The organism is Deinococcus detaillensis, assembly GCF_007280555.1.
Taxonomy (GTDB): Bacteria; Deinococcota; Deinococci; order Deinococcales; family Deinococcaceae; genus Deinococcus; species Deinococcus detaillensis.
This window is the reverse complement of record NZ_VKDB01000031.1, coordinates 1-22,230: the sequence shown is the minus strand read 5'-3', so window position 1 is coordinate 22,230 and position 22,230 is coordinate 1. Positions and strand designations below refer to the sequence as shown.

General features: G+C 61.3%; 25 protein-coding genes. 10 read left to right on the top strand and 15 right to left on the bottom strand.

Going from position 1 to position 22,230, the window contains the following annotated elements:
• Entirely contained in the window at positions 1 to 786 is a 786-nt protein-coding gene (locus tag FNU79_RS16865) for an alpha/beta fold hydrolase (protein WP_143721965.1), read from the top strand.
• 9 nt (positions 787 to 795) lie between these two features.
• On the opposite strand, the gene FNU79_RS16860 is transcribed toward FNU79_RS16865, so the two are convergent.
• From FNU79_RS16860 to lepA, 5 genes are all read right to left on the bottom strand, one after another.
• Positions 796 to 1,584 carry a hypothetical protein gene (locus tag FNU79_RS16860; RefSeq protein WP_143721964.1) on the bottom strand — a complete coding sequence of 263 codons (789 nt, stop codon included), beginning with the start codon at positions 1,582 to 1,584 and terminating at the stop codon, positions 796 to 798.
• 1 nt (position 1,585) lies between these two features.
• A complete protein-coding gene (locus tag FNU79_RS16855) occupies positions 1,586 to 2,674 on the bottom strand; it encodes a peptidase C39 family protein (protein ID WP_143721963.1) in 1,089 nt (362 codons plus the stop codon).
• A 196-nt stretch (positions 2,675 to 2,870) separates the two neighbouring features.
• Positions 2,871 to 3,455, bottom strand: coding sequence for a response regulator transcription factor (locus FNU79_RS16850; protein ID WP_143721962.1), 585 nt, complete (start codon positions 3,453 to 3,455; stop codon positions 2,871 to 2,873).
• Positions 3,436 to 4,542, bottom strand: coding sequence for a sensor histidine kinase (locus FNU79_RS16845; protein WP_143721961.1), 1,107 nt, complete (start codon positions 4,540 to 4,542; stop codon positions 3,436 to 3,438). Before FNU79_RS16845 ends, FNU79_RS16850 begins: the two co-directional genes overlap by 20 nt.
• 308 nt (positions 4,543 to 4,850) lie before the next feature.
• Entirely contained in the window at positions 4,851 to 6,638 is a 1,788-nt protein-coding gene (gene lepA / locus FNU79_RS16840; protein ID WP_143721960.1) for a translation elongation factor 4, read from the bottom strand.
• 151 nt (positions 6,639 to 6,789) lie between these two features.
• Here lepA and FNU79_RS16835 point away from each other — a divergent pair, with 151 nt between their 5' ends.
• Together FNU79_RS16835 and FNU79_RS16830 are read left to right on the top strand one after the other, a co-directional pair.
• Positions 6,790 to 7,617 (top strand): hypothetical protein, encoded by an 828-nt coding sequence (locus FNU79_RS16835; RefSeq protein ID WP_143721959.1) that lies wholly within the window; start codon positions 6,790 to 6,792, stop codon positions 7,615 to 7,617.
• Positions 7,618 to 7,770: 153 nt separating this feature from the next.
• On the top strand, positions 7,771 to 8,487 hold the full coding sequence (locus FNU79_RS16830; protein ID WP_143721958.1) for a YkgJ family cysteine cluster protein: 717 nt from the start codon (positions 7,771 to 7,773) through the stop codon (positions 8,485 to 8,487).
• On the opposite strand, the gene FNU79_RS16825 is transcribed toward FNU79_RS16830, so the two are convergent.
• The 5 genes from FNU79_RS16825 to FNU79_RS16805 all read right to left on the bottom strand — a co-directional run bounded on the left by FNU79_RS16825 (position 8,484) and on the right by FNU79_RS16805 (position 11,924).
• Positions 8,484 to 8,765, bottom strand: a complete 282-nt coding sequence (locus tag FNU79_RS16825; protein ID WP_143721957.1) for a hypothetical protein — start codon at positions 8,763 to 8,765, stop codon at positions 8,484 to 8,486. The two genes, FNU79_RS16830 and FNU79_RS16825, sit on opposite strands and share 4 nt — an antisense overlap.
• Positions 8,766 to 8,831: 66 nt before the next feature.
• Positions 8,832 to 9,458: a phospholipase A2 gene (locus FNU79_RS16820; protein WP_124867568.1), complete on the bottom strand. Its 627-nt coding sequence runs from the start codon at positions 9,456 to 9,458 to the stop codon at positions 8,832 to 8,834.
• Positions 9,459 to 9,675: 217 nt separating this feature from the next.
• Positions 9,676 to 10,626: an electron transfer flavoprotein subunit alpha/FixB family protein gene (locus FNU79_RS16815; RefSeq protein WP_143721956.1), complete on the bottom strand. Its 951-nt coding sequence runs from the start codon at positions 10,624 to 10,626 to the stop codon at positions 9,676 to 9,678.
• A gap of 55 nt (positions 10,627 to 10,681) precedes the next feature.
• Positions 10,682 to 11,443, bottom strand: coding sequence for an electron transfer flavoprotein subunit beta/FixA family protein (locus FNU79_RS16810; protein WP_143721955.1), 762 nt, complete (start codon positions 11,441 to 11,443; stop codon positions 10,682 to 10,684).
• Between the two features lie 94 nt (positions 11,444 to 11,537).
• Entirely contained in the window at positions 11,538 to 11,924 is a 387-nt protein-coding gene (locus FNU79_RS16805) for a GNAT family N-acetyltransferase (RefSeq protein ID WP_143721954.1), read from the bottom strand.
• 78 nt (positions 11,925 to 12,002) lie between these two features.
• On the opposite strand from FNU79_RS16805, the gene FNU79_RS19230 reads away from it, so the two are divergent.
• From FNU79_RS19230 to FNU79_RS16790, 4 genes are all read left to right on the top strand, one after another.
• Positions 12,003 to 12,176 (top strand): VOC family protein, encoded by a 174-nt coding sequence (locus FNU79_RS19230; protein ID WP_185974774.1) that lies wholly within the window; start codon positions 12,003 to 12,005, stop codon positions 12,174 to 12,176.
• A 119-nt stretch (positions 12,177 to 12,295) separates the two neighbouring features.
• Complete coding sequence (locus FNU79_RS16800) at positions 12,296 to 12,652, top strand: antibiotic biosynthesis monooxygenase family protein (protein ID WP_143721953.1); 357 nt, start codon at positions 12,296 to 12,298, stop codon at positions 12,650 to 12,652.
• A 65-nt stretch (positions 12,653 to 12,717) separates the two neighbouring features.
• Positions 12,718 to 13,989 carry a hydroxyacid-oxoacid transhydrogenase gene (locus FNU79_RS16795; protein WP_143721952.1) on the top strand — a complete coding sequence of 424 codons (1,272 nt, stop codon included), beginning with the start codon at positions 12,718 to 12,720 and terminating at the stop codon, positions 13,987 to 13,989.
• 31 nt (positions 13,990 to 14,020) lie between these two features.
• Positions 14,021 to 14,479, top strand: coding sequence for a DIP1984 family protein (locus FNU79_RS16790; protein WP_143721951.1), 459 nt, complete (start codon positions 14,021 to 14,023; stop codon positions 14,477 to 14,479).
• 383 nt (positions 14,480 to 14,862) lie between these two features.
• On the opposite strand, the gene FNU79_RS16785 is transcribed toward FNU79_RS16790, so the two are convergent.
• Positions 14,863 to 15,177, bottom strand: coding sequence for a hypothetical protein (locus FNU79_RS16785; protein ID WP_143721950.1), 315 nt, complete (start codon positions 15,175 to 15,177; stop codon positions 14,863 to 14,865).
• 62 nt (positions 15,178 to 15,239) lie between these two features.
• Between FNU79_RS16785 and cobA the strand changes: the two genes are divergently transcribed.
• Positions 15,240 to 16,751, top strand: a complete 1,512-nt coding sequence (gene cobA / locus FNU79_RS16780) for a uroporphyrinogen-III C-methyltransferase (RefSeq protein WP_143721949.1) — start codon at positions 15,240 to 15,242, stop codon at positions 16,749 to 16,751.
• Positions 16,752 to 16,854: 103 nt separating this feature from the next.
• Here the strand turns inward: cobA and FNU79_RS16775 are convergent, their stop codons facing one another.
• The 4 genes from FNU79_RS16775 to FNU79_RS16760 form a co-directional block, all read right to left on the bottom strand.
• Entirely contained in the window at positions 16,855 to 17,169 is a 315-nt protein-coding gene (locus FNU79_RS16775) for a hypothetical protein (RefSeq protein WP_143721948.1), read from the bottom strand.
• Between the two features lie 90 nt (positions 17,170 to 17,259).
• On the bottom strand, positions 17,260 to 18,489 hold the full coding sequence (locus tag FNU79_RS16770; RefSeq protein WP_143721947.1) for a redoxin domain-containing protein: 1,230 nt from the start codon (positions 18,487 to 18,489) through the stop codon (positions 17,260 to 17,262).
• 406 nt (positions 18,490 to 18,895) lie between these two features.
• On the bottom strand, positions 18,896 to 19,348 hold the full coding sequence (locus tag FNU79_RS16765) for a hypothetical protein (RefSeq protein ID WP_143721946.1): 453 nt from the start codon (positions 19,346 to 19,348) through the stop codon (positions 18,896 to 18,898).
• Positions 19,342 to 19,752 carry a hypothetical protein gene (locus tag FNU79_RS16760; protein WP_143721945.1) on the bottom strand — a complete coding sequence of 137 codons (411 nt, stop codon included), beginning with the start codon at positions 19,750 to 19,752 and terminating at the stop codon, positions 19,342 to 19,344. Before FNU79_RS16760 ends, FNU79_RS16765 begins: the two co-directional genes overlap by 7 nt.
• 87 nt (positions 19,753 to 19,839) lie before the next feature.
• On the opposite strand from FNU79_RS16760, the gene FNU79_RS16755 reads away from it, so the two are divergent.
• Both FNU79_RS16755 and FNU79_RS16750 read left to right on the top strand, forming a co-directional pair.
• On the top strand, positions 19,840 to 20,460 hold the full coding sequence (locus FNU79_RS16755; RefSeq protein ID WP_143721944.1) for an ABC transporter ATP-binding protein: 621 nt from the start codon (positions 19,840 to 19,842) through the stop codon (positions 20,458 to 20,460).
• A gap of 65 nt (positions 20,461 to 20,525) precedes the next feature.
• The gene (locus tag FNU79_RS16750; RefSeq protein ID WP_143721943.1) at positions 20,526 to 21,788 is read left to right on the top strand and encodes a hypothetical protein; all 1,263 of its coding nucleotides are present in this window, start codon (positions 20,526 to 20,528) and stop codon (positions 21,786 to 21,788) included.
• Positions 21,789 to 22,230 lie beyond the last annotated feature (442 nt).

Sequence of the window (22,230 nt, the reverse complement as noted above, 5' to 3'; positions counted from 1 at the left end):
ATGCAGATTGGTGATGTCCACTTGAATGTTCAGCGCACCGGCAAAGGTCGGCCCCTCCTGATGCTGCACGGCCTGATGAGCAACCTCACGGCGCTGCAACCGGAAATACAGCGGCTGAGTGAGTCGTTTGAAGTTATCGCCTTAGACAGTCGGGGACATGGAAGCTCAGACAAACCGGCCCACTACACCCTCCAAGACCACATTAACGATGTGCTGGGCGTGATGGACGCGCTCAATTTGCGAACCGTGGATTTGATGGGCACGTCGATGGGCAGCTACATCGCGCAGGGCGTGGCCTCGCAGCAGCCGGATCGCGTCCGCAAACTGGTGCTGGTCGTGCCCAAATCCAACGGCAAAACGTCGTCGGTGGCACGGTTCATTGCCCAGCACCAAGCTGAAGTCAAGGGACTGAGTCAGGAGGAGATTCAGGCGCTGGTGCTGTCGCGCATCTTCGCGCCGTCCACGCCGCAGAGCGTCCGAGCGGCGCAGGCGACGTGGAGTCAGCAGCAAGCCGAGCAGGGTCTCACGCTCAACTCCGCGCAGGCCGAGTCCGCCAGCTTAGCCCTCGCCGGATTTGATTTCAGACCCATGCTGCCGAACATTACCGCCGAGACACTGGTCATCAGCGGCAGGCACGACATTCTCAACCCACTGGCAGAAGGGCAGCTCATCTCCAAGCTGATTCCGAAGGCACGGCTGAAAGTGCTGGATCACTCAGGCCACCTGCCCAACCTAGAGGAACCGGAGCAGCTCCTGGAGCTGGTGGAGGAGTTTTTGAAAAGCTGAACTGCATTCCTACCCTTTCCCGAAGACCTTCCCTAGCAGCTCTCCCCTTTCACTCAGCGCCGCTTGAAACGCCGCCGCGTCGTTGGCCGGGCCGCTCGGCAAGTTCTTGGCTTGCTCGGTTTTGGGGCCGACTTGTCCGCCGAAACGCCGCACCCGGAACATGCCGGGATGCTCCTCGAACACCGCGGTGACTTCACTGGGCTGCGCGGCCAAGTGTGCGGCGTAAGTGCGCTCCTGCTCAAGCTGAGCGTGGGCGGCGGCCCCACCCAACTGGGTCAGCAAACGGTCGATCAGGGCAAACACGCGGGCGGCGTAAGCGTCCACTTCGCTTCTCGGCGGCAAGTAGCCTCTGTGAATCACCTTGTTGCGGAAATCCGAGCCGAGGGCTTGGGGACTCAGGAAGTCGGGAGCCGCGCCTTCACGCCACAAATACGCCAGTGCAAAAGCCCCCATCTGGCGCTCGCTCTGGGCCGAGACGAGTTTCCAGGCTTGCTCCAAGCGGGCGGCGGCCTCGGCAAAGTCCTGGCCCTGACCCGAGGCCCGCTCCAAGGTGGCGGCGCGGGTGTAGAACTCGAAAAAGCGCTCCAAGCTGCCCGCAAAACTCGCCACCGCTTCACGGGCGTAGCCGTCCATCAGGGCCCGCGTGCCGAGGTCAAACAGCATCTCGAACTTGTGCTTGCGGAGATAGAGCGTAAAAGGTTTGCCGCAGTGCGGACAGCTTAGATCGTGAATGCCCGAATCGGTGTATTCGGCCTGCATCTCGCGGCGGCAATGGGGGCAAGTGGCGGGGAAGCGCACCTTACTGAGACGGCACGGTTGGGGGCAGGGCTTGGTCAGGTTTGCTGATGAGGTACACCAGCCCGCCAGAGTGAGAAAGCCACAAGCGCTCGAAGGCGGCGCGGGGATAGCTGCGGCGCACGCCCGCGTTGGTCGGCGCGGCGGGGTCGTTCAGCACTGGGTTGCCCTGCGCGTCAAAGCCCACCAAGACCATCAAATGCCCGCTGCTCGAAGGGATGGCCGCGCCCGGCAGCTCGCCCGCCTTCCAGCCCAGACTGACGCCCAGCGGGAAGCCAGCGGCGATATAGCGCTCGGCTTCGCGCAAGTTGGGAAGGCGCGTCACCAGCGCCCGCAAGCCCTGTTCGGCGGCGAAGGCGGTGTTAAACGGCCAATTGCCAGTGCCGTCGTAGGCCGTGTCGTAGGTGGCGGCGGCAGCATCTGGCACGCTGAAACTTACGCCGTTGTAAGCCAGGATCATGCTGATACTCGTCGGGCTGCACCAGACTTCGCCGCCGTCCTTGTAGAGCATCTGTGATCTCAGGGGCACATTCAGGACTTTATTCCAGCGCGTTTTGTCGCCTGCCGCGCCCGCCGCCGCCATGCGCCGGGAACGGTCTGAAGTGTTGAAGGCCAGCAAACTCAGACTGGGGCCCGCGCCGCTGGCCATCAGGGTCAAGCGGTAGTCAAAACCGCTGACTTTTTTGGATAATCTCAGCGTGTCGGTCAGCACTTGCCCAAAACTGTCTTTTTGCCCGTCCAAGCTGCTGCGGCCCGCCGCACTTTGCCACGTTCCAAACGAATAAAAGCGGCTGGCTCCAGCGGGTTTGACTTCCAATGTCAGGCTACTTCCGGGGGGCGTCAGGGCGTTCCACGAGGGAATCAGTTCGTCGTAAGCGCTGAGGCCAGAAACGGTGCCGGACAGCGTGCCGACTTGGGTATTTGGGGCCAACTTCACGCGGCCTTCCGAGAGTATGAGGCCCTGCATCTTGCCAGCACTGAAATCGGCGGGCTGCTCTAAGACGGTGGTGGTGGACACGGCGTTTTGCATCTTGAGAGCCAGTGTAACGGGCGAGAGCGCTAGAAAACTCAGGAGAGCGGCGGCCTTGATCATGCTGAGTATTGTCACGGTTTGAAGGGCGGCAGTGGTGAACGGACACCAAAATCAGAAAGCAGGGAAACAGCCGTTGCAAGCTGTTTCCCTGTATTGGGGCGACAAATGATGGATGAAAGCGGCCACGAAAGTGGAAGTGCGGTGGTTGTGTGTTCGGCTCCGCCTCGACTCTCTTGGTAAAACCCAAGCCGACTCCTCAGCCGACCAGGCCCAGCGCCCGCGCTTTGCCCACGCAATCGGTGCGGTCACGGGCCGCCAGTTTGACGAACAAGCGGGCGAGGTGGTCTTTGATGGTGTCGGGGCTGACGCCCAGAGCGCGGGCAATTTCTTTGTTGCTGTAGCCTTTGGCCAGCAGCGGCAGCACGTCGCCTTCGCGGGGAGTCAGGCGCGGCACTTCCACTTTGGGCAGGCGGTCAATCTCAGGATGGGCCACGATCTCGCGCAGTTGGCGGGCCAGCTCTTCGGGAGCAGTCTCTTTAGAGAGGTAGCCACGCGCTCCAGCCGAGCGGGCCGCCTGCACGATGGCCGGTTCGGCGAACGTGGTAATCAGCACGCTGACCACGTTGGGATTGGTGGCCCGCAACTTCTCGCAGACTTCAATGCCGGTCAGTCCGGGCATTTTGACATCCAAGAGAGCGGCGTCCGGCTGAAACTGACGAATGACTTCCAGCGCTTCCAAGCCGTCACTGGCTTCGGCCAGCACTTCAAAGCCCTGATCGCGCAGAGCGTACTTGAGGCCGATACGAAAGAGCGGGTGGTCATCAGCGATCACGATTTTCATGGAGTGCCTCCGGGAGAACAATCGTCAGGGCGCTGAGGCCGTGCGAAGAAGAGGGCGAAGGAGTAGCCGAAAAAACAGCCGAAGAGAAGTCAGCAGAAGGGTCAGGAGAAAAAGAGCGGCGCTGGTAAATCAGCTCGCCGCCGTGCGCCTCGGCGATACGTTTGGCAATAAAGAGGCCGAGTCCGGCGGTTCCGGCGGTGTACTGCTGCCCGGCAATGGTGGTCGGCTGAGCGTTGAATGGCTGTGCGAGGCTCTCTAAGGAAGCGCTGAGGCCGGGGCCGTCGTCGATCACACTCAGCTCAGCGCCGCCGCCGACCTGGCGGGCTTCCAAGCGCACCTGTGAAGAGGCGTAGCGCAGCGCATTGTCGGCGAGGTTGCCCAGGGCGCGTTCCAGTACCGCTGCGTCCACCTCGGCCCGCGCCTGCCCGCTGACGCTGATGCTCAGGGAGCGCTGCGCCGCTCTGGCCGACAAGCGGGCCGCCAGCGCTTCCAGCAAGGCCCCCAGATCGGTCGGGCGGCAGTGAAGCTGCACCGCTTCGCGCTCAAAGCGGTGGGCGTCGGCCATCTGCTGCACCAGCGCCAGCAGGCGGGCATTTTCACTCAGAAGTTGCTCGCCTGCGTCTTGGCGCTCGGGTTCACTGAGTACGCCGTTCATCAGCAGCCGCACGAGATGGCCGGTGGCGATCAGCGGCGTCTTGAGATCGTGAACGAGGGTGGCCATGAACGCGCCGCGCCGCGCCTGCTCGGTGCCGAGGCGCTCAAGTAGGCCCGTGAAGGCCGTCCGCAGCGCTTTGACTTCCTGTGGATCGTCCTGCCGCCCCTGGCGCTCCACTTCGTCGGCTTCCACCTCCGCCCGCAAACGGGTCAGCGGCTTAAGCATGGCCCCCGACAGGAAATACCCGATCAAGGCACACAGCACGCCTACTCCCAATGTCCACACGCTCAGGACGGAATTCCACGGTCCGTTGCTGACCAAGATCAAGCTGAGATTGGGCAAAAACGTCAGCGCGAAGATGACCGCCGTGAACTGTACCCGCAAGCTGTTCCAGCGCTCGAAGGTCAGAGGGAATAACGGTGAAGCGGTCATCTGGGGGCAGTTTAAGAAGCCCCTTATGACAAAAACCCCACATTTACCCTCCGGTCAGTTGGGGTGTCAAGCCCCCCGAAGGCCTCTGTCTTAGGGGGTTACCGGGAAAAGGGTGACGAAATGGGCCGTCCCGAACGCCAAAACCGCCTTTTGTCAGAACATTGGCGTTCAATTCTTCACACGTCTTGGCAAACCAAGTCACGGTTCATCGGAAATCACAACCCTAAGAGGCCCGATTCAGACGAGGAAAAAGGCGCAACTTGACCGCTGTGCCTTTTTCCGAACCCATTGTTACCGTGCAGTCTTGCTCATTCGTCGCTGCTCAGCACCGCCAGGAACGCTTCTTGCGGCACTTCCACCGTGCCGATCTGCTTCATGCGGGCCTTGCCCTTTTTCTGCTTGTTCAGCAGTTTCTTCTTGCGGCTAATGTCGCCGCCGTAACACTTGGCCAGCACGTCTTTGCGAAACGCCTTGACGGTGGCGCGGGCAATAATTTTGCCGCCGATCATGGCCTGAATCGGCACCGGCCACATCTGGCGCGGAATGACTTCGGCCATCTTGTCTACGATTTTGCGGCCCAGCGGGTAGGCCCGGTCTTCGTGGACGATCACGGCCAGCGCGTCCACGATCTCGTTGTTGACGTAGATGTCCACTTTGACCAGTTCGCCCTCGCGGTAGCCGGTGATCGAATAATCCATACTGGCGTAGCCGCGCGAGATGCTCTTGAGGCGGTCGTGGAAGTCATACAGAATTTCGGCGAACGGCACTTCGTAGATCAGCTCGACGCGCTTGCCGAGGTAATTCATGGTCACCATGCTGCCGCGCCGCTCTTGCAGAAGCTGCATCACCGGGCCGACGTGTTCTTCGGGCAGCATCACCGAGAGCTTGATGTACGGCTCCTCAATCAGCTCCACCCGATCGCGGGTCGGAAACTGCGCCGGATTCTGCGTCTCGAACACGTCGCCGTTGTTGAGGGTGATGCGGTAAATCACGGCGGGCGCAGTGGCGATCAAGTCGAGGTCGTACTCCCGCTCAAGGCGTTCTTGAATAATCTCGGCGTGCAGCAGGCCCAGAAAACCGCAGCGGAAGCCGAAGCCCAGCGCCTCACTCGTTTCCGGCTCGAAGGAAAAAGCAGCATCGTTGAGCTTGAGTTTTTCCAGTGCCTCGCGCAGCTTGCGGTACATCTCAGTGTCGGTGGGATACAAGCCCGAAAAGACCACCGGCTGAGCCGGCTTGAAACCGGGGAAGGGATCGGTGATGGGCCGCTCACGCTCCATCAAGGTGTCGCCCACCTGCGCGTCGTGAATGTCGCGCACGCCCGCCGCCACCCAGCCCACGTCGCCCGCCGTCAGCGAGTCGCCGACCACCAAGCCGGGGGTGAAGGTGCCGACTTTATCGACTTCAAAATGCTTGCCGGTCGAAAACAGGGTGATTTTGTCTTTGGGCCTGATGGTACCGTCCAGCACGCGCACAAAGACGATCACGCCCTGATACGCGTCGAACACCGAATCGAAGATCAGGGCCTTGAGCGGCGCTTCGGGCGTGCCCGGCGGCGAGGGAATGCGCTCCACGATGGCTTCCAGAATTTCTGGGACGCCCACGCCAGTCTTGCCGGACGCAAAGATGGCGTCCTCGGCAGGAATGCCCACCACTTCTTCGAGTTCCTGCGCCGCGCCTTCAGGATCGGCGGCGGGCAAGTCGATTTTGTTGACCACCGGAATGATCTCCAGGCCCGAATCGATGGCGAGGTAAGCGTTGACGATGGTCTGGGCTTCCACGCCCTGCGAAGCGTCCACCAAGAGCAGCACGCCCTCACAGGCCGCCAGCGAGCGCGAGACTTCGTAATTGAAATCCACGTGGCCGGGGGTGTCGATCAGGTTGAGGGTAAAGACTTCACCGTTGGGACGGGTGTAGGTCAGCCGCACGGGGGTGGACTTGATGGTGATACCGCGCTCGCGCTCGAGTTCCAAGGTGTCGAGCGTTTGGTCGCGCTTGTCGCGCTCACTCATCGCGCCGAGGTGTTCCAAGATTCTATCGGCAAGGGTGCTTTTGCCGTGATCGACGTGGGCGATAATTGAAAAATTCCGAACCTGCATCCCGACAGTCTAGCGGAGGGACGGGGGAGGAAATGGGACAGCCGCGCGGCGCACCATAAGAGCAACCGAGGCCGCCGAATGTTTGACACGTTTTTGACGGCCCGCCGTTAATCTTGTCTGACCGCGTGCTGCCTGCGGTTGAGGAGTTGGAATGAAAAAGCTGACCTTGCTGACTTTTCCCCTTGCCGCCCTCGCACTCGCTGCCTGCGGGCAGAAGACGACCACACCGCCCGGCGGCCAGAACCCACCCGCGAACAAGCTGTACAGCAAATACGGCAACGTAATGTATATGAATAATGGTAACGGTGCTGGATCTGTAGGGGTGATTGGATCGTTTCACAACATCAACCCCACCGCACTGCCTAAAGCGCTAGACCCCAGCCTACTGGATACCTGCCAGCTTGGGAACGGGGAAGCTTATGTTTCTTCTCTACTTTTCACTACCTCTGGCACCGCGCTAGACGCCGGAGCCGCCCTGACGTTCAAAAAGAACGGTGTAACCTTTGCCAGTCTGCCGCGTACAGAGGAGAAGACTCAAGCCATTGGGCCAGAATATCTGTACAGTGCTCAGCCTTTAGTACTGAACGGCCTAAGTAACCTGACGCTGAGCATTCCCGGCGCAGCGGGCGGCTTTCCAGCCTTCACCGATGTACCCTTCTTCGTACCCAAATCGGCTTTCAAAATCACCGCTCCCGTTGACCTGAAAGCAGTAACGGCAACTACCCAATTTACTTGGACAGGAGCCACCAACGATCCAGCGGCAGTGGTGGTCTTCCTTGTCGGCCAAAAGGAAATATCCTTCTTTTGTACGGCCCGCGACGATGGCAGCTTCAGTATTCCCAGCGATTTTCAAGATGTTCTCAAAGCCCAGAATTTCACCAAGGGAGTGGCAGCGGCGATTCAGAGCCTTACACGATTCGAAACCAACGGCGACGCCCTGTTGGCGCTTCAAAATCTCAGCGTCATCGTACCGAAGTAATTAGTAAATAAGTCTAATTGATAAGAAATAAAGCCCTCTCGGTACTTTGCATAAGCAGCATCAGAAGGCAAGTTTTGGGCTACTCACCTTTACTCCCGAGCTGACGTATGGCCCGCCTCAAAATAATCAAGGCAGGCGCACTATCTTGCTCCTATGACTTCTCCAGCTCTCCTCCAAACCGTCCGAGCCGCTTACGCCCGCTATGAAGGTGAGGCAGGCCAATTTTTGCAAGAGTTCAAGGCGGCGGGCGGGCAGGTCTACTGCGGCGCGGGCTGCTTTGGCTGCTGCAACATGCCGATTCGCCTGAGCCTTGCCGAAGCGGCCCTGATCGCCAGCGTCCTAACGCCTGAAGAAGCCCGTAAAGTCGAAAAACACGCCCGCAAAGTCATTCACAACGCCCGCACCGCGCCGAGCGAGGATGACTATGTCAGCCGCCACCGCCTCAACGTCGGCTACTGTCCGCTGCTGGGCGCAGACGGCGCGTGTACCCGCTACGAGGTGCGCCCGACCCGCTGCCGCGACACCTTCAGCGCGTTTCCGGCGGTGTACTGCCAGGAAGGCACCTGGGAAGGCATGACCAAAACCGAGCGCCGCGAATACGGGCGGGAAGTCAGGCAAACGCTGGGCACCGACGGCGAAACCCATTTCATTGCGCCCTTGGAAGAAATGAGCGAACCGATCTGGACGAGTTGCAGCCGCGCCATGCAAAAAGCTTGGAACTTGGAAGCGTGGGGAGACTTTTGGGTGCTCACCACACTGGCGGCCAACCCCACTTTTATGGCGGCCATCGAGCGGGGCAACAAAGGCGCGGCTCTCCGGGAAGCGCGGCAAGCGGGCTTGGAGCATCCCGAAGTGATCGAGTTCGCTTAAATCGAGGCTACTGCCGGCAAAATCGGGCGCTCAGGATTCTCGGCTTCCAGCTTGTGGCCCGCTTCAAATAAGGCGGCGGGCACCACCACACCTGCCGGACGAGCGCCTTTGAGATGGCTGGCCAGCACGTTTTTTGATTGGCTGACCACAAAGCGCGGAGCATGGTCGTCTGTCCACTCGGCGCTGACACCCTCGGCCTGCATTTTTTGCCAGACCTGCTGGTAAGGCGCTGAGAGTTGATCGGCCCAGTTTGCGTTGAGTTCGGCAGTAGTGGTCATGGCTCAGGCTAAGCCCTGCTTGATGTGCTGCACAAGCCGGACAACGTTCACCTTTGCCAAAGGGGTTTACTCGAAGCTGCTGCCGCCGCCGATTCGCACGCCCTGATAGTAAGCGTAAGCGGCGGCGTAGCAAGGCGGCTCTTTGTACCAGGGCTTGGCATTGCAGATGCCTTTCATGTTGGTGTAAAAGGCTTCGTCAGTGGTGCGGCGGTTGGCGTCGGTGCGCTGAAACACCTTGAGATTGCGGTAGCCGAAATCGTGGACATTGCAAGCTGGCCGGAAATCTTCGGTGTAGCTGAGGCCGAGGCCACTGGGCGTAGAGCAACCGTCGCGGCTGAAATCCAAGCCCGGATAAGCGGGACTGAAGCGGTTGGCGTACTGGACGTTGTAATACGCCACGCTGCCCCAGCTCACTCCCTTGACGTACGCGAGGCGGTCTGAGGCGAGGTCAAGCCCAGTCAACGCCGGAGCGGCCGGCAAGCTGAGCTGGCGCGGCACTTCGTTATAGGCTTCTTGCATCGCGGCGAGGAGTCCAGCGTCGTCGCCGTACTGCTGCAAGATCGCCTGACTTTGAGCGTCTTGGAGTTCAGGCCGCTCGGCGTAGGGACTGAGCGCAGAAGTGTGCATTTTGGATTGTTGGCTGCACGAAGCGAGCAAGAGGCCGGCGGCGAGAAGAGCAAGGTATTTTTTCATCTGAGCGCTCCTAGCGCCGCGTCTCCGCTTGGGGCCAAGACCCACAAGCCAGCGTGGCAACTTTAGTTTGATTGGCCCTACTCTAAGACAAATCTCATTTGTTTGTCTAGCTCCTCCCCCATTTTCGGGGCTTCAAGCCAAAGCAAAGACCGCCCAGTTTTCACCGAGCGGCCTGCTTTGCATCTGTTTGAGCGGGCGAGTAAAGCGTGAATCTTCTTTACCGCTTACTCGCCTCGATCAGCGCCGGAACAATCTCGTTCACGTCGCCCACGATGCCGTAATCGGCCACCTTGAAGATCGGCGCCTCGGCGTCTTTGTTGATAGCCACAATGAATTTGCTCTTGCCCATGCCCGAGAGATGCTGCACCGCGCCCGACACGCCCAGCGCGATGTACGCTTTGGGCTGCACGGTTTTACCGGTCTGGCCGACCTGTTCGGCGTAAGGGCGCCAACCCGCATCCACCACTGCGCGGGTCGCGCCCACGCCTGCACCGAGGTTGTCGGCCAGCGGTTCTACAAACTTACTGAAATTCTCGGCGTTGCCCACCCCGCGTCCGCCGGTCACGATCACGTCGGCTTCGCTGAGGGCCACGCGGCTGGACTTCTCCATGCTCTTGCCGGTAATGGTGACGCGGCTTTGGGGCAAATCGAGATCGACGTCGTACTGCTCGCCAGCGGCGGCAGCGGGCGCGGCAGGCGCGAAACTGCCGGGCTTGGCGCTGATCACGGTAACTGCTCCCTGCGCCTCCACCGTTTCGGTGACGCGGGCGAGGTAGGTGTAGCGCTGGGCCTGGAGGCCTGCACCGCTGCTGCTGAGCGAAATCACGTCTTCCAAGTACGGCGCGTCCAGTTTGACGGCCACACGGGGAGCGTACTCGCGGCCCGAACGGCTGCCCGGCGTGATGACGGTGTGCGCCTCGCCTTCCTGGGCAATTTGGGCAACAGCGGCGGCCCAAGTTTCGGCGCTGTACTGCGCCAAGCTGGCGCTATCGGCCACCAAGACTTGGTCGGCGACGGCGGCCGCTTCGCTGGCCACTCCGGCCACGTTTTGGCCCAAGACCAAAATGGTGATCGGGCCTTCTCGTCCGGTGCCACGCGCCGCCGTGACCATTTCTAGGGTGGCTTTGGCAAGTTTGCCGTCAGCGTGTTCTGCAACGATTAAAATCATGGAAGTGCTCCTTTGGAGGGGAAAAAAGGGGAAGCAAGTGAGAGCGGTTCCTGCGCTACTTGATGACCTTAGCTTCGTTGCGCAAAAGATCAATCAGTTGGGCCGCCGCCGCCTGCGGGTCTTTGCCGTCAATGATTTTGTTCATGCGGGCGCGGGTCTGGATTTCTGCGCCGATGAACTTGACTTTGCTGGCGGCGTCGTAGCTGGCCAAGTCGTCTTTGCGAAGTTCTTTTTTCTTGGCCTTCATGATGTTGGGCAAGGTCGGGTAACGCGGCTCGTTGAGACCCTGCTGGGTGGTCACGACGGCGGGCAGCGTGGCTTCAAAACTTTCGTTGCCTTCGTCTACATCGTGCCTGCCGGTGAGCTTGTCGCCTTCTAACTTGAGTTCGTTCGTCCAGGTCAGTTGCGGCCAGCCGAGTCGCTCAGCGGTGGCGGCTCCCAGCGCCTGTGAGTCCCAGTCGGCTTCCTGACCGCCCACCAAGATCAGTTCGGCGTTTTCAGTTTTAGCCAGCTCAGCCACCACCTTGCTCAGCGACACGGCGTCTAAGCGCTCATCGGTTTCCACATGCACGGCGCGGTCTGCGCCCATCGCCAGCGCGGTTCTGAGGGCGTCCTCATTGCGCTTGGGGCCGACCGCCAGCGCGATAATTTCATCCACGCCCGCGCCGCTTTCGCGCAGACGCAGCGCTTCTTCCACGCCGTATTCGTCCATACCGTCCATCACTACGGTGGTGCCGTCTAAGTCGATGGTATTGCCGCTCAGCCGCACGCGGGCTTCGGCGTCCGGCACTTGCCGGATCAAAGTCAAAATCTTCATGTCTTGCCTCCAGTTGAATACTTGTTTATTCTCTCAAATTGGACTCGGTACAAGTTTAGCAGTTTACACAGACTTCTCTCAAGACAATTTGCTCTCAAGTCAAGCAGATCAAGCCTGCTTCGGTGGCCCGGAAGCCGCACGCCTGGTAAAAGCTCAGCAGATGCGGCTCAAAGTCCACGTGAAGCCAGTGCGTCCCGCGCTCACGAGCAGCTTCGGCAGCACGGCGCACCAGCTCGCGGCCCACGCCCTGACGCCGGAACTCAGGATGCACGGTGGTGTCGAGCAAAAAAGCGTGAACGCCCCCGTCCCAAGCCACGTTGACGAAGCCGATGAGCTGCGGGCCGTCGTAAGCGCAAACCCACGTCAGGCTGTGCTCCAAGCGCTGCAAATTTGGCGAACCTGCCCCACCCCAAGCCAGCGCCCAGAGGGTTTGGTAAGCGGGGAGGTCGGGCAACTCACGGACGGTGTAACGGATATTCACGGTCAGACAAGCCTAAGCCAAAGCGCCGCGCACCGCTGTTCGACTGCTTGAGACGGCGGAGCAGTACTGCAGTTTGCCATGACTGCCACGTTTCCGCGTCGTTCTTTCGCGCACCTGTTTGGCTTGAGTGCGCCGCCGAACTGGGGGCCGTTTGTTTCGGTGTCGCTCGGTGGAGACGTTGACCTGCAATTTTCCACTATCAGCGGCGAGATTCAGCTCTCTCCTCCATCCGGCGGGGCAGAGCGGAAGTGAAGCGTTCCTCTTTCCTTTTGCCGAGTCTCATTTACACCAAGCCGTATTCGCTAGCCTGATAGCGGCGGGACAAACTGCGAGCTCACTGCTGCATCCTTACCCCAACGGAGGAACCACCGATGATTACCGTGATGAACCGCATTGCCGTCAAACCCGAATACGCCGAGAGGTTTGAAGAACGCTTCCGTGACCGCGCCCGCTTGGTCGACGAGATGCCCGGCTTTGTCAGCAACCAGGTTTTGCGGCCCGTCAACCCACAGGAGCCGTACATCGTGCTGACGCTTTGGAACAGCCGAGCGGAGTTTGAAGCGTGGACGCACTCAGACGCCTTCATTCAGGGACACGCCCGCTCCGGCTCGCTGCCCAAAGAAGCCTTCAGCGGACCCAACAGCTTGGAGATTCACGAAGTCTTTCAGGATTCGGGCCGCCCCGATCTGGCTCCTGAGCCGCGTGGGGAAGCCTTTAAGCCTCACTGAGCACTGGCAGAAATGAATGTGGAGGAACCCTCTCTCTTTTGACACGCCTTCTATACTGACGGCCTATGACACATCAAACGCACGAAACCGTCTTCACGATGGAAGCCACTCCGGTCAAATTCGGGCGCGGCGCGGCGAGCGAGGCAGGCTGGGAAGCCGCCCGGTTGGGGATGCGGCGGGTTATCCTCATCACCGATCCGCACGTGGCGCGGCTGCCCATCGTAGATGACGTGGCGGCGCAGCTCAGATCGGCTGGGATTGAGGTCAGCGTGTTTGACCGCAGCCGTGTGGAGCCCAATCTGGAGTCGCTCGAAGAAGCGGTGGCCTTTGCCCGCGCCTTCAACCCCGACGGCTTCGTGTCGCTGGGCGGCGGCAGCAGCATAGACACCGCCAAAGTCGCCAATTTGCTGCTGACGCACGGCGGCGAGATTTTGGAGTATGTCAATGCTCCAATTGGTGCGGGGCGCAAACCCACTGGCCCGCTGCTGGCCCACCTCGCCATTCCGACGACGGCAGGCAGCGGCTCGGAAGCGACCACCGTCGCGGTGCTGGATTTGCCGGAGCTGAAGGTCAAAACCGGCATCTCGCACCGTTATTTGCGGCCCTCTCAGGCCATCGTCGACCCCGAACTGACCCGCAGCGCTCCGAGTGCTGTAATCGCGTCAGCGGGCCTGGACGTGGTGTGTCACGCCGCCGAGAGCTATCTCAGCCGCCCGTTTGACAGCCGCCCTCAACCGAAAATGCCCGACGAGCGCCCGCCCTACCAGGGCAGCAATCCGGTGGCTGACGTGTGGAGCAGCCAGGCGCTGCGGTACGGCGGCCAGTATTTGCGGCGGGCAGTGGCAGACGCAGACGACTTGGAGGCGCGGGGGCTGATGATGTTGGCGGCCACCATGGCGGGCGTGGGCTTCGGCTCGGCGGGCGTGCATATTCCGCATTCGTGCGCTTACCCGGTTGCGGGCCTAAAGCACGAGTACCAAGCCGAGGGCTACCCCAGCCCGTTTATTCCGCACGGCTTTTCGGTGATCGTCACCGCGCCCGCCGCCTTCCGCTTTACTTACCAAGCGATGCCGGAGCGCCATTTACAAGTGGCCGAGTGGCTGACCGGACACAAGCTGGAGCAGCCCAGCGCCGAGAGTTTACCTGACGCCCTAATTGCGCTGATGCGGGAGGTGGGTGCGCCCAGCGGGCTAAGCGAGTTGGGCTACACCGAACAGGATTTGCCGGAGCTGGTGGCCGGAGCCGTAAAACAGCAGCGGCTCTTGGCGGTGGCTCCGAAGACGCCCAGCGAAGCAGATTTGGAAGCGATTTTGCGGGCGAGTTTTGAGAATTGGTAAGGCTGATACCCGTATCTGCTAGGCTCAAACTGTGAAAATCGCCGAAGCCCTCATTGAACGCGCTGATTTGCAAAAGCGCATTCACCAACTTCAAGACCGTATTCAGTTGAATGCTCGGAGTCAAGAAAATGAAGCGCCCAGTGAAGACCCTCTTGACTTGATGGCCGAACTCGACCAAATCTTTGCAAGAATGGACGACCTCGTTCCTCGAATCCACCACAGCAACAGCGCTGCCCGCCTTGACGCTCGGCGCACGCTTACGGACGCACTCGCGCACCGCGAAATCCTTGATCTGCGCCTGACGCAGTACCGCAGCGCCATTGCGGCGGCCAGTTCGGCACAGGCGCGGCAAACCCGGAGCGAGTTGCGCTGGGTGTCGCATTTGCCAGTCCGTGAGCTTCAGGCCCAAACGGACACCTTGGCTCAGGAGCGCCGCAAACTGGAAACCGAAATTCAGCAGGCCAACTGGCAACACGATTTGCTAGAGTAAAGGCGCTGCGCCGCGCCGGGCGAGCGCCAAACCCCGCCTGTGGGTCAAGACAGGCACATGTCGCGCTGGGGCAGCGTAGAGGGGTAATGCCCTCCTCACTTTTTTGCCCAGCACTTTGCACTCCAGAACTGCACCGCGTACCATTTCTCTTTATGACCAAGGTGCTGACGGCGGGAAGCAGCACAACGCAGGCCACCCTTCTTCGGAAGCGGTGGCCTGCGTTGTTTGACGCCCAGCTTTTTCTGAGAACGTCAAACTGTCCTCGCGGCTCAGATAGGGAGGCTCGGTAGTGATGTCTTACGACACGTCCTAAACCACCAGGAATTCAACCATTACTGAGGGAAAGAGTCAAACCCAGCAGGCCGATTCCAAGCAGTCGCACTTTACTTGCCAGCGAAAGGCCGGAACATATCATGCTGGCCGTACCAAGCATGGTGAACGTCTTTATCGATGGCAAACAAACGGGCCAGCACTTTGGTTTCCTCATCGTTGATGTCGCGCACGGTAAACTCACTCAGGTAGTCGTCCACGCTGGTAAAGGTGCGGTCTTCCCCGTTGACACGGACATGCAGGCGCAAATTGCCCGCTTCGGCGCTGTCGTCAAAACGGCGGCTGAGGTTGTCGCGCCAGCGGTCAAAATCGTGTGTGCCCATCACCACGAAACCCTGGCCCTGATAATCGATCATTTTATAAGTCATGCCCTCATGCTAACGCGCCGACCTGCCTACATATCCCCGCTCCGACTTGTTACCCTGCGTTCATGACTTCTTCCCGTGCTTTTGTTTCCCTCATCGGCGCTGGCCCCGGCGACCCCGGCCTGCTGACTTTGCGCGGCCAAGCCGCTCTCGCCGCCGCCGATGTGGTGCTGTTCGATTACCTCGCCAACCCCGAACTCCTCCGGCACGCGCCGCAGGCCCAGACCATTTACGTGGGCAAAAAGGGCTTCTCGGAGTACATCAGCCAAGAGCAGATCAATGCCCTGATCGTCTCCGAAGCGCAGAAGAACGGCGGGCAGCGGGTGGCGCGGCTCAAAGGCGGCGACGTGTTTGTATTCGGGCGCGGCTCTGAGGAAGCGCAGGCGTGCGTGGACGTGGGCATCCCCTTTGAAATCGTGCCGGGCATCAGCAGCGCGATTGCCGCCCCTGCCTACGCGGGCATTCCAGTAACGCACCGGGGCGACGCCCGCAGCTTTGCGGTGCTCACCGGAAACACGCAGGAAGGCAGCGCCCACTACGAGCGCCTCAGCGGAGTGGACACTCTGGTGCTGCTGATGGGCGTGCGAAATCTCGGCACGATTGCCAGTGACCTCATCAAAGCGGGCCGCCATCCCGGCACGCCCGCCGCCACGATTCAGTGGGGCACCACGCCGCAGCAGCGCGTCGTCAGCGGCACCCTCAGCAGCATTGCTGAAGAAGTCGAAAAGGCCGGACTCGAAGCCCCCGCCGTGACGGTGGTCGGTGAAGTGGCGCGGCTCAGAGACCAGCTCAAGTGGTTTGAAAGCCCCGCCGAACTCGGCCACCCGCTGCTGGGCAAACAGGTGGCCGTGACCCGCACCCGCGACGGTTCGAGCGCTCTGGCCGACTTGCTGCGCTCCAAAGGCGCGAACGTGCTGGAAGTGCCGCTGATCCGCTTTGAGGCCAGCGCAGCGCCGCAGGAGGTTCGGGCGCGGCTGCGTGACCTGAATAGCGTGGACTGGCTGCTCCTCAGCAGCAACCAAGCCGTCAGCGCTCTATTCGCCCACCTCGACGAACTCGGTTTAGACGCCAGAGCGCTGTGCGGCGTCAAGCTGGGGGCCGTCGGGCCGAGCACCGCCCGCAGCCTCGAGGAGCACGGACTGAAGGCGGATTTCATGCCGTCCACACCCGGAGCGAAGCACTTGGGAACGGAGTTGCCTGCAAAAGCCGGACAAACGGTGCTGCACCTCACCAGCCAACTGGCCGAAGCCGAGCTGCAAGACGCTCTAGAAGCACGTGGCCTGACGTACCAGCGCGGCGAACTCTACCGCACCGTGCCTGCCGTACCGAGCGAAAACGAACTTGAACGCCTCAAGGCCGCCGACGTGGTCACGCTGGCTTCCGGCAGCGCGGCGCGGCATTTGGCACAACTGGCCGGAACACACTTCAAGGTGGCGGCGATGGGGCCGCAAACCGCCGACGCCGCCCGCGCTTTGGGCTTTGAGCAAGTCAGGGTGGCCAGCTCAGCCAGCTTGGAAGCGCTGGTCGAAGCGGCGGCGGAATTGGCCGGAGGGTTGGCCGAAGAGCCGCAAGCGTAGGACAGCCCAGCCCACTTCCCAGCTCAAATGAAAACCAATGAGACAACGAAAAAAGAGCAGCAAGCCTTTAGGCTCCTGCTCTTTTTCGTCGTTGAGTTTTAAATTAAGCGGCGCGGCGGCGAACGAGGCCCAGCGTCATTACGCCCTGGGCACTCAGCGCGGCGGTGAGGCTGGCGAGGCTCAGCGAAACGTCGTCGGCGTGGGCCTGCAAAGTGGCGTCACCGAGGCGGGCCTGGGGCCACAGGCGCAGCGTCCAGCCTTCCACTTGGGGCAGGGCGCGACCTTCCGGCAAAACGACTTCCATCAGCACGTCTTCGTGCAGGGGCTCGGCAGGGGCCGCAGTGGTGGGCTGGACAAAGAACTGAGCAGGTTGAGCGGTGGCGGCACGGCGACCAAAGCGGGGCAGGGTGAAGGTCATGCAGTTATGCTACGCCCGCACTGAAACGGCGTCCATCGGATTAGTGTGTGCTTGACGCTTATTATATCGGGACTTCCGATACTGGCCAAATCAGCTTTTCCCAGCCCATTCGAGAACCCGCTCCACCGACAGCCAGTCCGCTCCGTAAGAATTGTAGTGGGCAGCTTCGATGGTGCCGTCTGCGCCGATCAGGAACTCGGCAGGCATCCGGGTCAGTTCTCCGTCGTCTTTGAGCGCCGAAGTGCCCATCATTTTCAGGCCGCTCAGGGCGGTGGGCAGGTTGCGCAGGTCGAGGAATCCGCGCAGGCTGTGACCCAGACCGTAGCGGTCATACGTTTCGTCGAGCGGGTCGGCCAGCACCGGGTAAGGCGGGCGCAGCTTGCCAATACCGAGCGCCAAATCGGCCACCGTACTTCCCCACACCGAGACGATCTGCACCCCCTGCTGGCGCATCCGTTCGCTGAGCGCAATGATCTGGAGGTGATGCGGGTTGCACAGCGCACAAGTACTCTGGCGGTTGAAGATCAACCAGATTTTTTTGCCGCGCAAATCGCTGAGGCGCACCTCACCGCCGCCGAAGTCCGGCAGACAAAATTCCGGAGCCACCTCACCCACTTTCAAACGGCCCGCCACCTCACGCGCCCGCTTGCCTGCCTGAACCGGACGCAAGGCCCCGGTCGCCGTGAGGTGAGTGACGGCCTTGGTCAGTGCGTCCCAGCGCAGCCCGTGACGCTGAGCCGTTTCACCTAAGCTCAAACCGTGCAGGGCAGCCAAGTAAACGGTGCGGGCTTCCTCGCTGTCTAGAGCCTCGGTGCTGGCCAGTGGTGAGGCCGTGAAATGGTCATTCAAGGTGAGCGCCTGCTCACTTGGGCTGAGCGCCGAGGCGTGGTACTCGGCGGCGCTGACACTCTGGAGGGTATCGGCACTGGTCAGCGGCAAAACCGTATGGCTTGGCGTGCTGCTCACCTCCATCAGCCCTGAGCGCCACACCAGCGGCAGCAGCGAACCCAGCGTCCGCAGGCGAACCAATTGCGCAAGGCTGTGCGCTTCCAAATGCCCGGTCTCGATGAGCGAGGCCAGCACGTCATCTACCTTGCGGCTGCGCAGTTGCGCTTCGACAACCGCTTGTGTATTGACCCCCAGCCGCAGGAGCGAACTGCTCCAACTCGGAAGCAGAGCGCTGCGAACACCGGTAATCCGCCCTTCACTGAAGCGCAAATGGGTATTGAAGCTCGGTTCTGAGAAGCTCAGTTGCAGAACGGAGGGAAGCGGCTGTTCGGCAGTTTGCACCACAGCCTGCATGGACGGAAGCATCAACATGAAGCCACCTTGACAGCCTGAGGCGCACAGCCTTCTGTCAGGGCACTGTATTGAGCGCGTCTAAATAAACGCTCTCACAGAGCGTGCTTAAAACGTGTCAAGGCGGCCTCGGAACACCAGAGCAGTGGCCGCTCCGCTCCCTCCAGCACATTCGTTTAAGGTTAAAGGGATTTGAATTTGGTAAGCGAGCGGCGAACGCATCAGCCAAGCACAAAGTGGAGTCACTGAGCCTTTGAGAGAAAAGTCACATACAGGATTCTGAATGCTTCATCTTCTCGCGTCAAAAACGTAAGTTAAACATAAATTAGAGGCGACCTGCTGGGATAAAGAGCACCTGTGGCATTTGGCTCCTTTGGGCAGCGGCGTGGCAAATCCCTCAAGCCAAAAATCCAGAGCGGTCACTCCCTCAGCAGGGCGCTACGGCTGCCGCTGATACTGAGAAGATCAACAGCTCAGCGGGGTCGCTGAATGGATACCCAGGGCCAGTTTCCTGCGCCAGGCGCTGAAGTTGCCACCCCGCCGCGTCAAAGTACAGCCGGATTTCCTTCTGTGCTTGATTGACCGCGCCGCCGCACCAGAAGGCAAAACGCAATTTTCCCGCCGCATCGTAGGTTTGGGCCAAGGTGGTGAAGCTGTCGCTGGTTCCGCCCGCATAGGTCAGGCGGCGCACCGTCCCTGAAGCGTTGCGCCAGCGGTCGCAGGTGGTGTCATCCGGCCAGATGGAGCCGGGAGACATGACCCGGTGTTCCTCTTTCAGGCGGCCCTGACGGTGCGCGGTTTCTACTTGCGCCACCACCGACCTCACTTCGGCCACCCCTACGGGCAAAGCGGCGGCCAGCATGAGCAGCAGCGCTAGCACTTGGCTCCTTTGGGCAGTGGCTTGACATAACTTTTGAGCGGCGTGGTAAAGCCCCTGGCCCGGAAGCCGGTTTCTTTAATGAGCTGGCCCCGCATGTCATACGAAGCCCGCGCGTCCACCATCTGGCCCGCGAAGCCGCTCCACGCCACGCTGACGCCAGTCAAACGGCCAAACCGGTCATAACTCTGGCGCACCCGTAGGGTGTTGTCGGGGTACTGCTGGCCGTACTGGGCAAACCGGACTTTGCCGCTGGCGTCGCTCATCAGGCGCAGCTCGCCCAGCGTGCAGGTCTTGAACGGCGCGGGCCGAACGGGTTTGATCGGCTGCCTGACGACACCGGCGGCAGCGAGCGGCAACAGCGCAACGAGAAACGTAACGAGAAAGAAGGCCCTCAAGTGGTTCATACGGTCAGTACGGTTGACACACCCGCAAAGTTGCTGACTCGCCGGAAGTCCCGTTTGGTTTGCTTGCTTACCTGCCATACTTGCCGAATGTTGACGGCTCAAAATATTTCCGTAACCCTCGGCGCGGCCCGCGTGCTGCACGACGTTGATTTGAAGGTTAAGGCCGGCGAAATCCTGCACCTGACTGGTGGCAACGGCGCGGGCAAAACCACTTTGCTGCGGGTGCTGTGCGGCATGACGGCCAGCGCGGGCCAAATTCAGGTGCAGGGCCACCCGCCGCGCAGTGTGGCGGGCCGCGCCGCCTTCGCCTTCGTGCCCGACGAAGCCGAGCTGTACGACGACCTGAGCGTCGCCGAACACGCCCAGTTCGCTTCACTGGCTTACGCCGCGCCGCTCGAAGACCTTCACACGGCCCTGAACGCCTTTGACCTCGGCCACCGCCTGGATCAGTTTCCGGCAGAGCTGTCACGCGGCACCCGCCAGAAAGTCGGTCTGGCTATCGCTTTGGGCCTCAAAAGGCCGCTGACTGTGCTCGACGAACCGTTCGGCACGCTGGACACCGACTCGCGACAAGTGTTGCGCGACCACCTGAGCCGCCTCGCTGCCGAGGGCCGCTGCGCCGTGCTGACCACCCACGGCGGCGAGTTGGCACAATTGCCCAAAGTGCGCGTCGTGTCAGTGGCCCAGCTTCAAGGGAGCAGCCGCTGAACGGCACCCTGCGTTACCTGCTGCTGATTTCGCTCGGGCGCGGCGGGCTCAATTGGTGGGGCTTTATGCGCCGCTCCGGTACGGTGGTGCTGGCCCTCTACGGCGGCACCTTCGCGGTGCTCTTGCTCATCAGCATTCGGCAGGCCGCGCCGCCGCCGCATGTGCCCGAGATTCTGATCGCGGGGCTGTCGGTGCTGGCCCTGCTGTCAGGCACGCTGACCCGTTGGCCGCCCTTCGGCTTAGACCGCCGTGACGCGGCGCTGATGCTCACGCCGCTGCCGACCCGTCAAGCGCTGCTGTGGCCGCTGCTGCGAGCCGCCCTACCAGGAATGGGCGCGGGGCTGCTGGTGGGAGCACTGTTCGGCATCTTCTCGCAAGGCTGGCTGGGCTTGCTGCTGTTTCCGGCGGTGATGCTGACCCGCTTCGCGCTGGGCTGGCTGAGTTACACGGCCCGTCAGAACTTGCGCTCTCCGGCTCCGGTGTGGGCGCTGGCGCTGCTTCCGGCACTGAGTGTCGTGGCACCGGGCCAGTTCGGCTGGGAAGCACTGGGCCTGAGCGTGGCAGTCGTCCTGACCGTGAGCATAGCGCTGGGCTGGCCGCTGCTCTCGGAGCCGCCCGCCCGCCTCGCCCAGCATGCCCAGTCGCTGTGGCTGTGGCGACTCAGAAAGAAATACAAGCTCCCCAAGATGCCGCTCCGGATGGAGCAGGCCCGGCCCGCCCGGCGCAACTTGCGGCCCGCTCCGGCGACTTGGGGCGCGGCTGGAGCGCTGATGTGGCGCACCACTCTCAACCTCCGCAGCGCACCGGGCGGCCTGCTCTGGGGCGTGGTGGCGCTGACGGCGGTTATGCTCGGTCTGGTCGTGGCGTTGCCTTATCACCTGCCCGTCGCCGTTTTGATTCTGGCCTTGCTGGTGGGGGCCGAGCCGTTTACCCGCTTGCTGGGCGTGACCGCTTCTGCGACTTGGCCTATTTCGCAGAGCGCGGCGTGGTTGGGACGGGTCTTGCCGGGCAGTGCTGTGGGCGGCGCGGTGGTTGCCCTGTTGGTGCTGATTGGAGCACTTGTGCTGCGCTTGCCGCTGCTGCAAAGTGGGGCGGTAGTTTTGTCAGCTCTGGTGCTGCCGCTGGCGACGTTGGGCGTCACGGCCCTGCTGGTGCGCTGGCTGGGCGGTCACACCAATGAGGTGCGGCTGGGCAGCGCCGCCACTGTTGCGCTGCTGACGGCTGGCTTGTGGGTGCTGCTGCCGCCCGCTTCGCTGGCCCTCCTGCCGCTGACGCTGCTCACGTTGGCGGCGCTGAGTTGGGGACTGAGTAGTTTGGAATTAGGTTAAGCGTAATGTCTGCGGCAGCCGGAGAGATTCTTCTGGCTGCCGCTTTTTTTATGTTGGACTTCAGCTTTTTGCTTCTAGCGCTAACCTCACCCCCCAACCCTCTCCCCGCCGGGAAGGGGGAGCCAAGTCGCTGCGCTCGGCACTGTGTCTTCGCAGCTTTGCTACTGGCTCGTTTCTCCAGCGTTCTTCACGACTGGCCCTTCGTTTACGTGCTGGCAGCTACTGTTTGTATCTGCTTGGCTTGGGGAGTTGAAAGGCGAAGGTTGACCCCAAAATTAACAGAGTCAGGTTTTTAGCTCCTCCCCCTTGAGCGGAACGAGTCGCGGGAGCAGCGAGGTTGGGACTAAGCTCGACTTTGGCCATTGACAGGGGGAGCAGCAAGCTGCTCCCCCTGTCAAACTTGGGCATGACACTCCTTCCGAAGTGGTTCACGGGGGTCCTG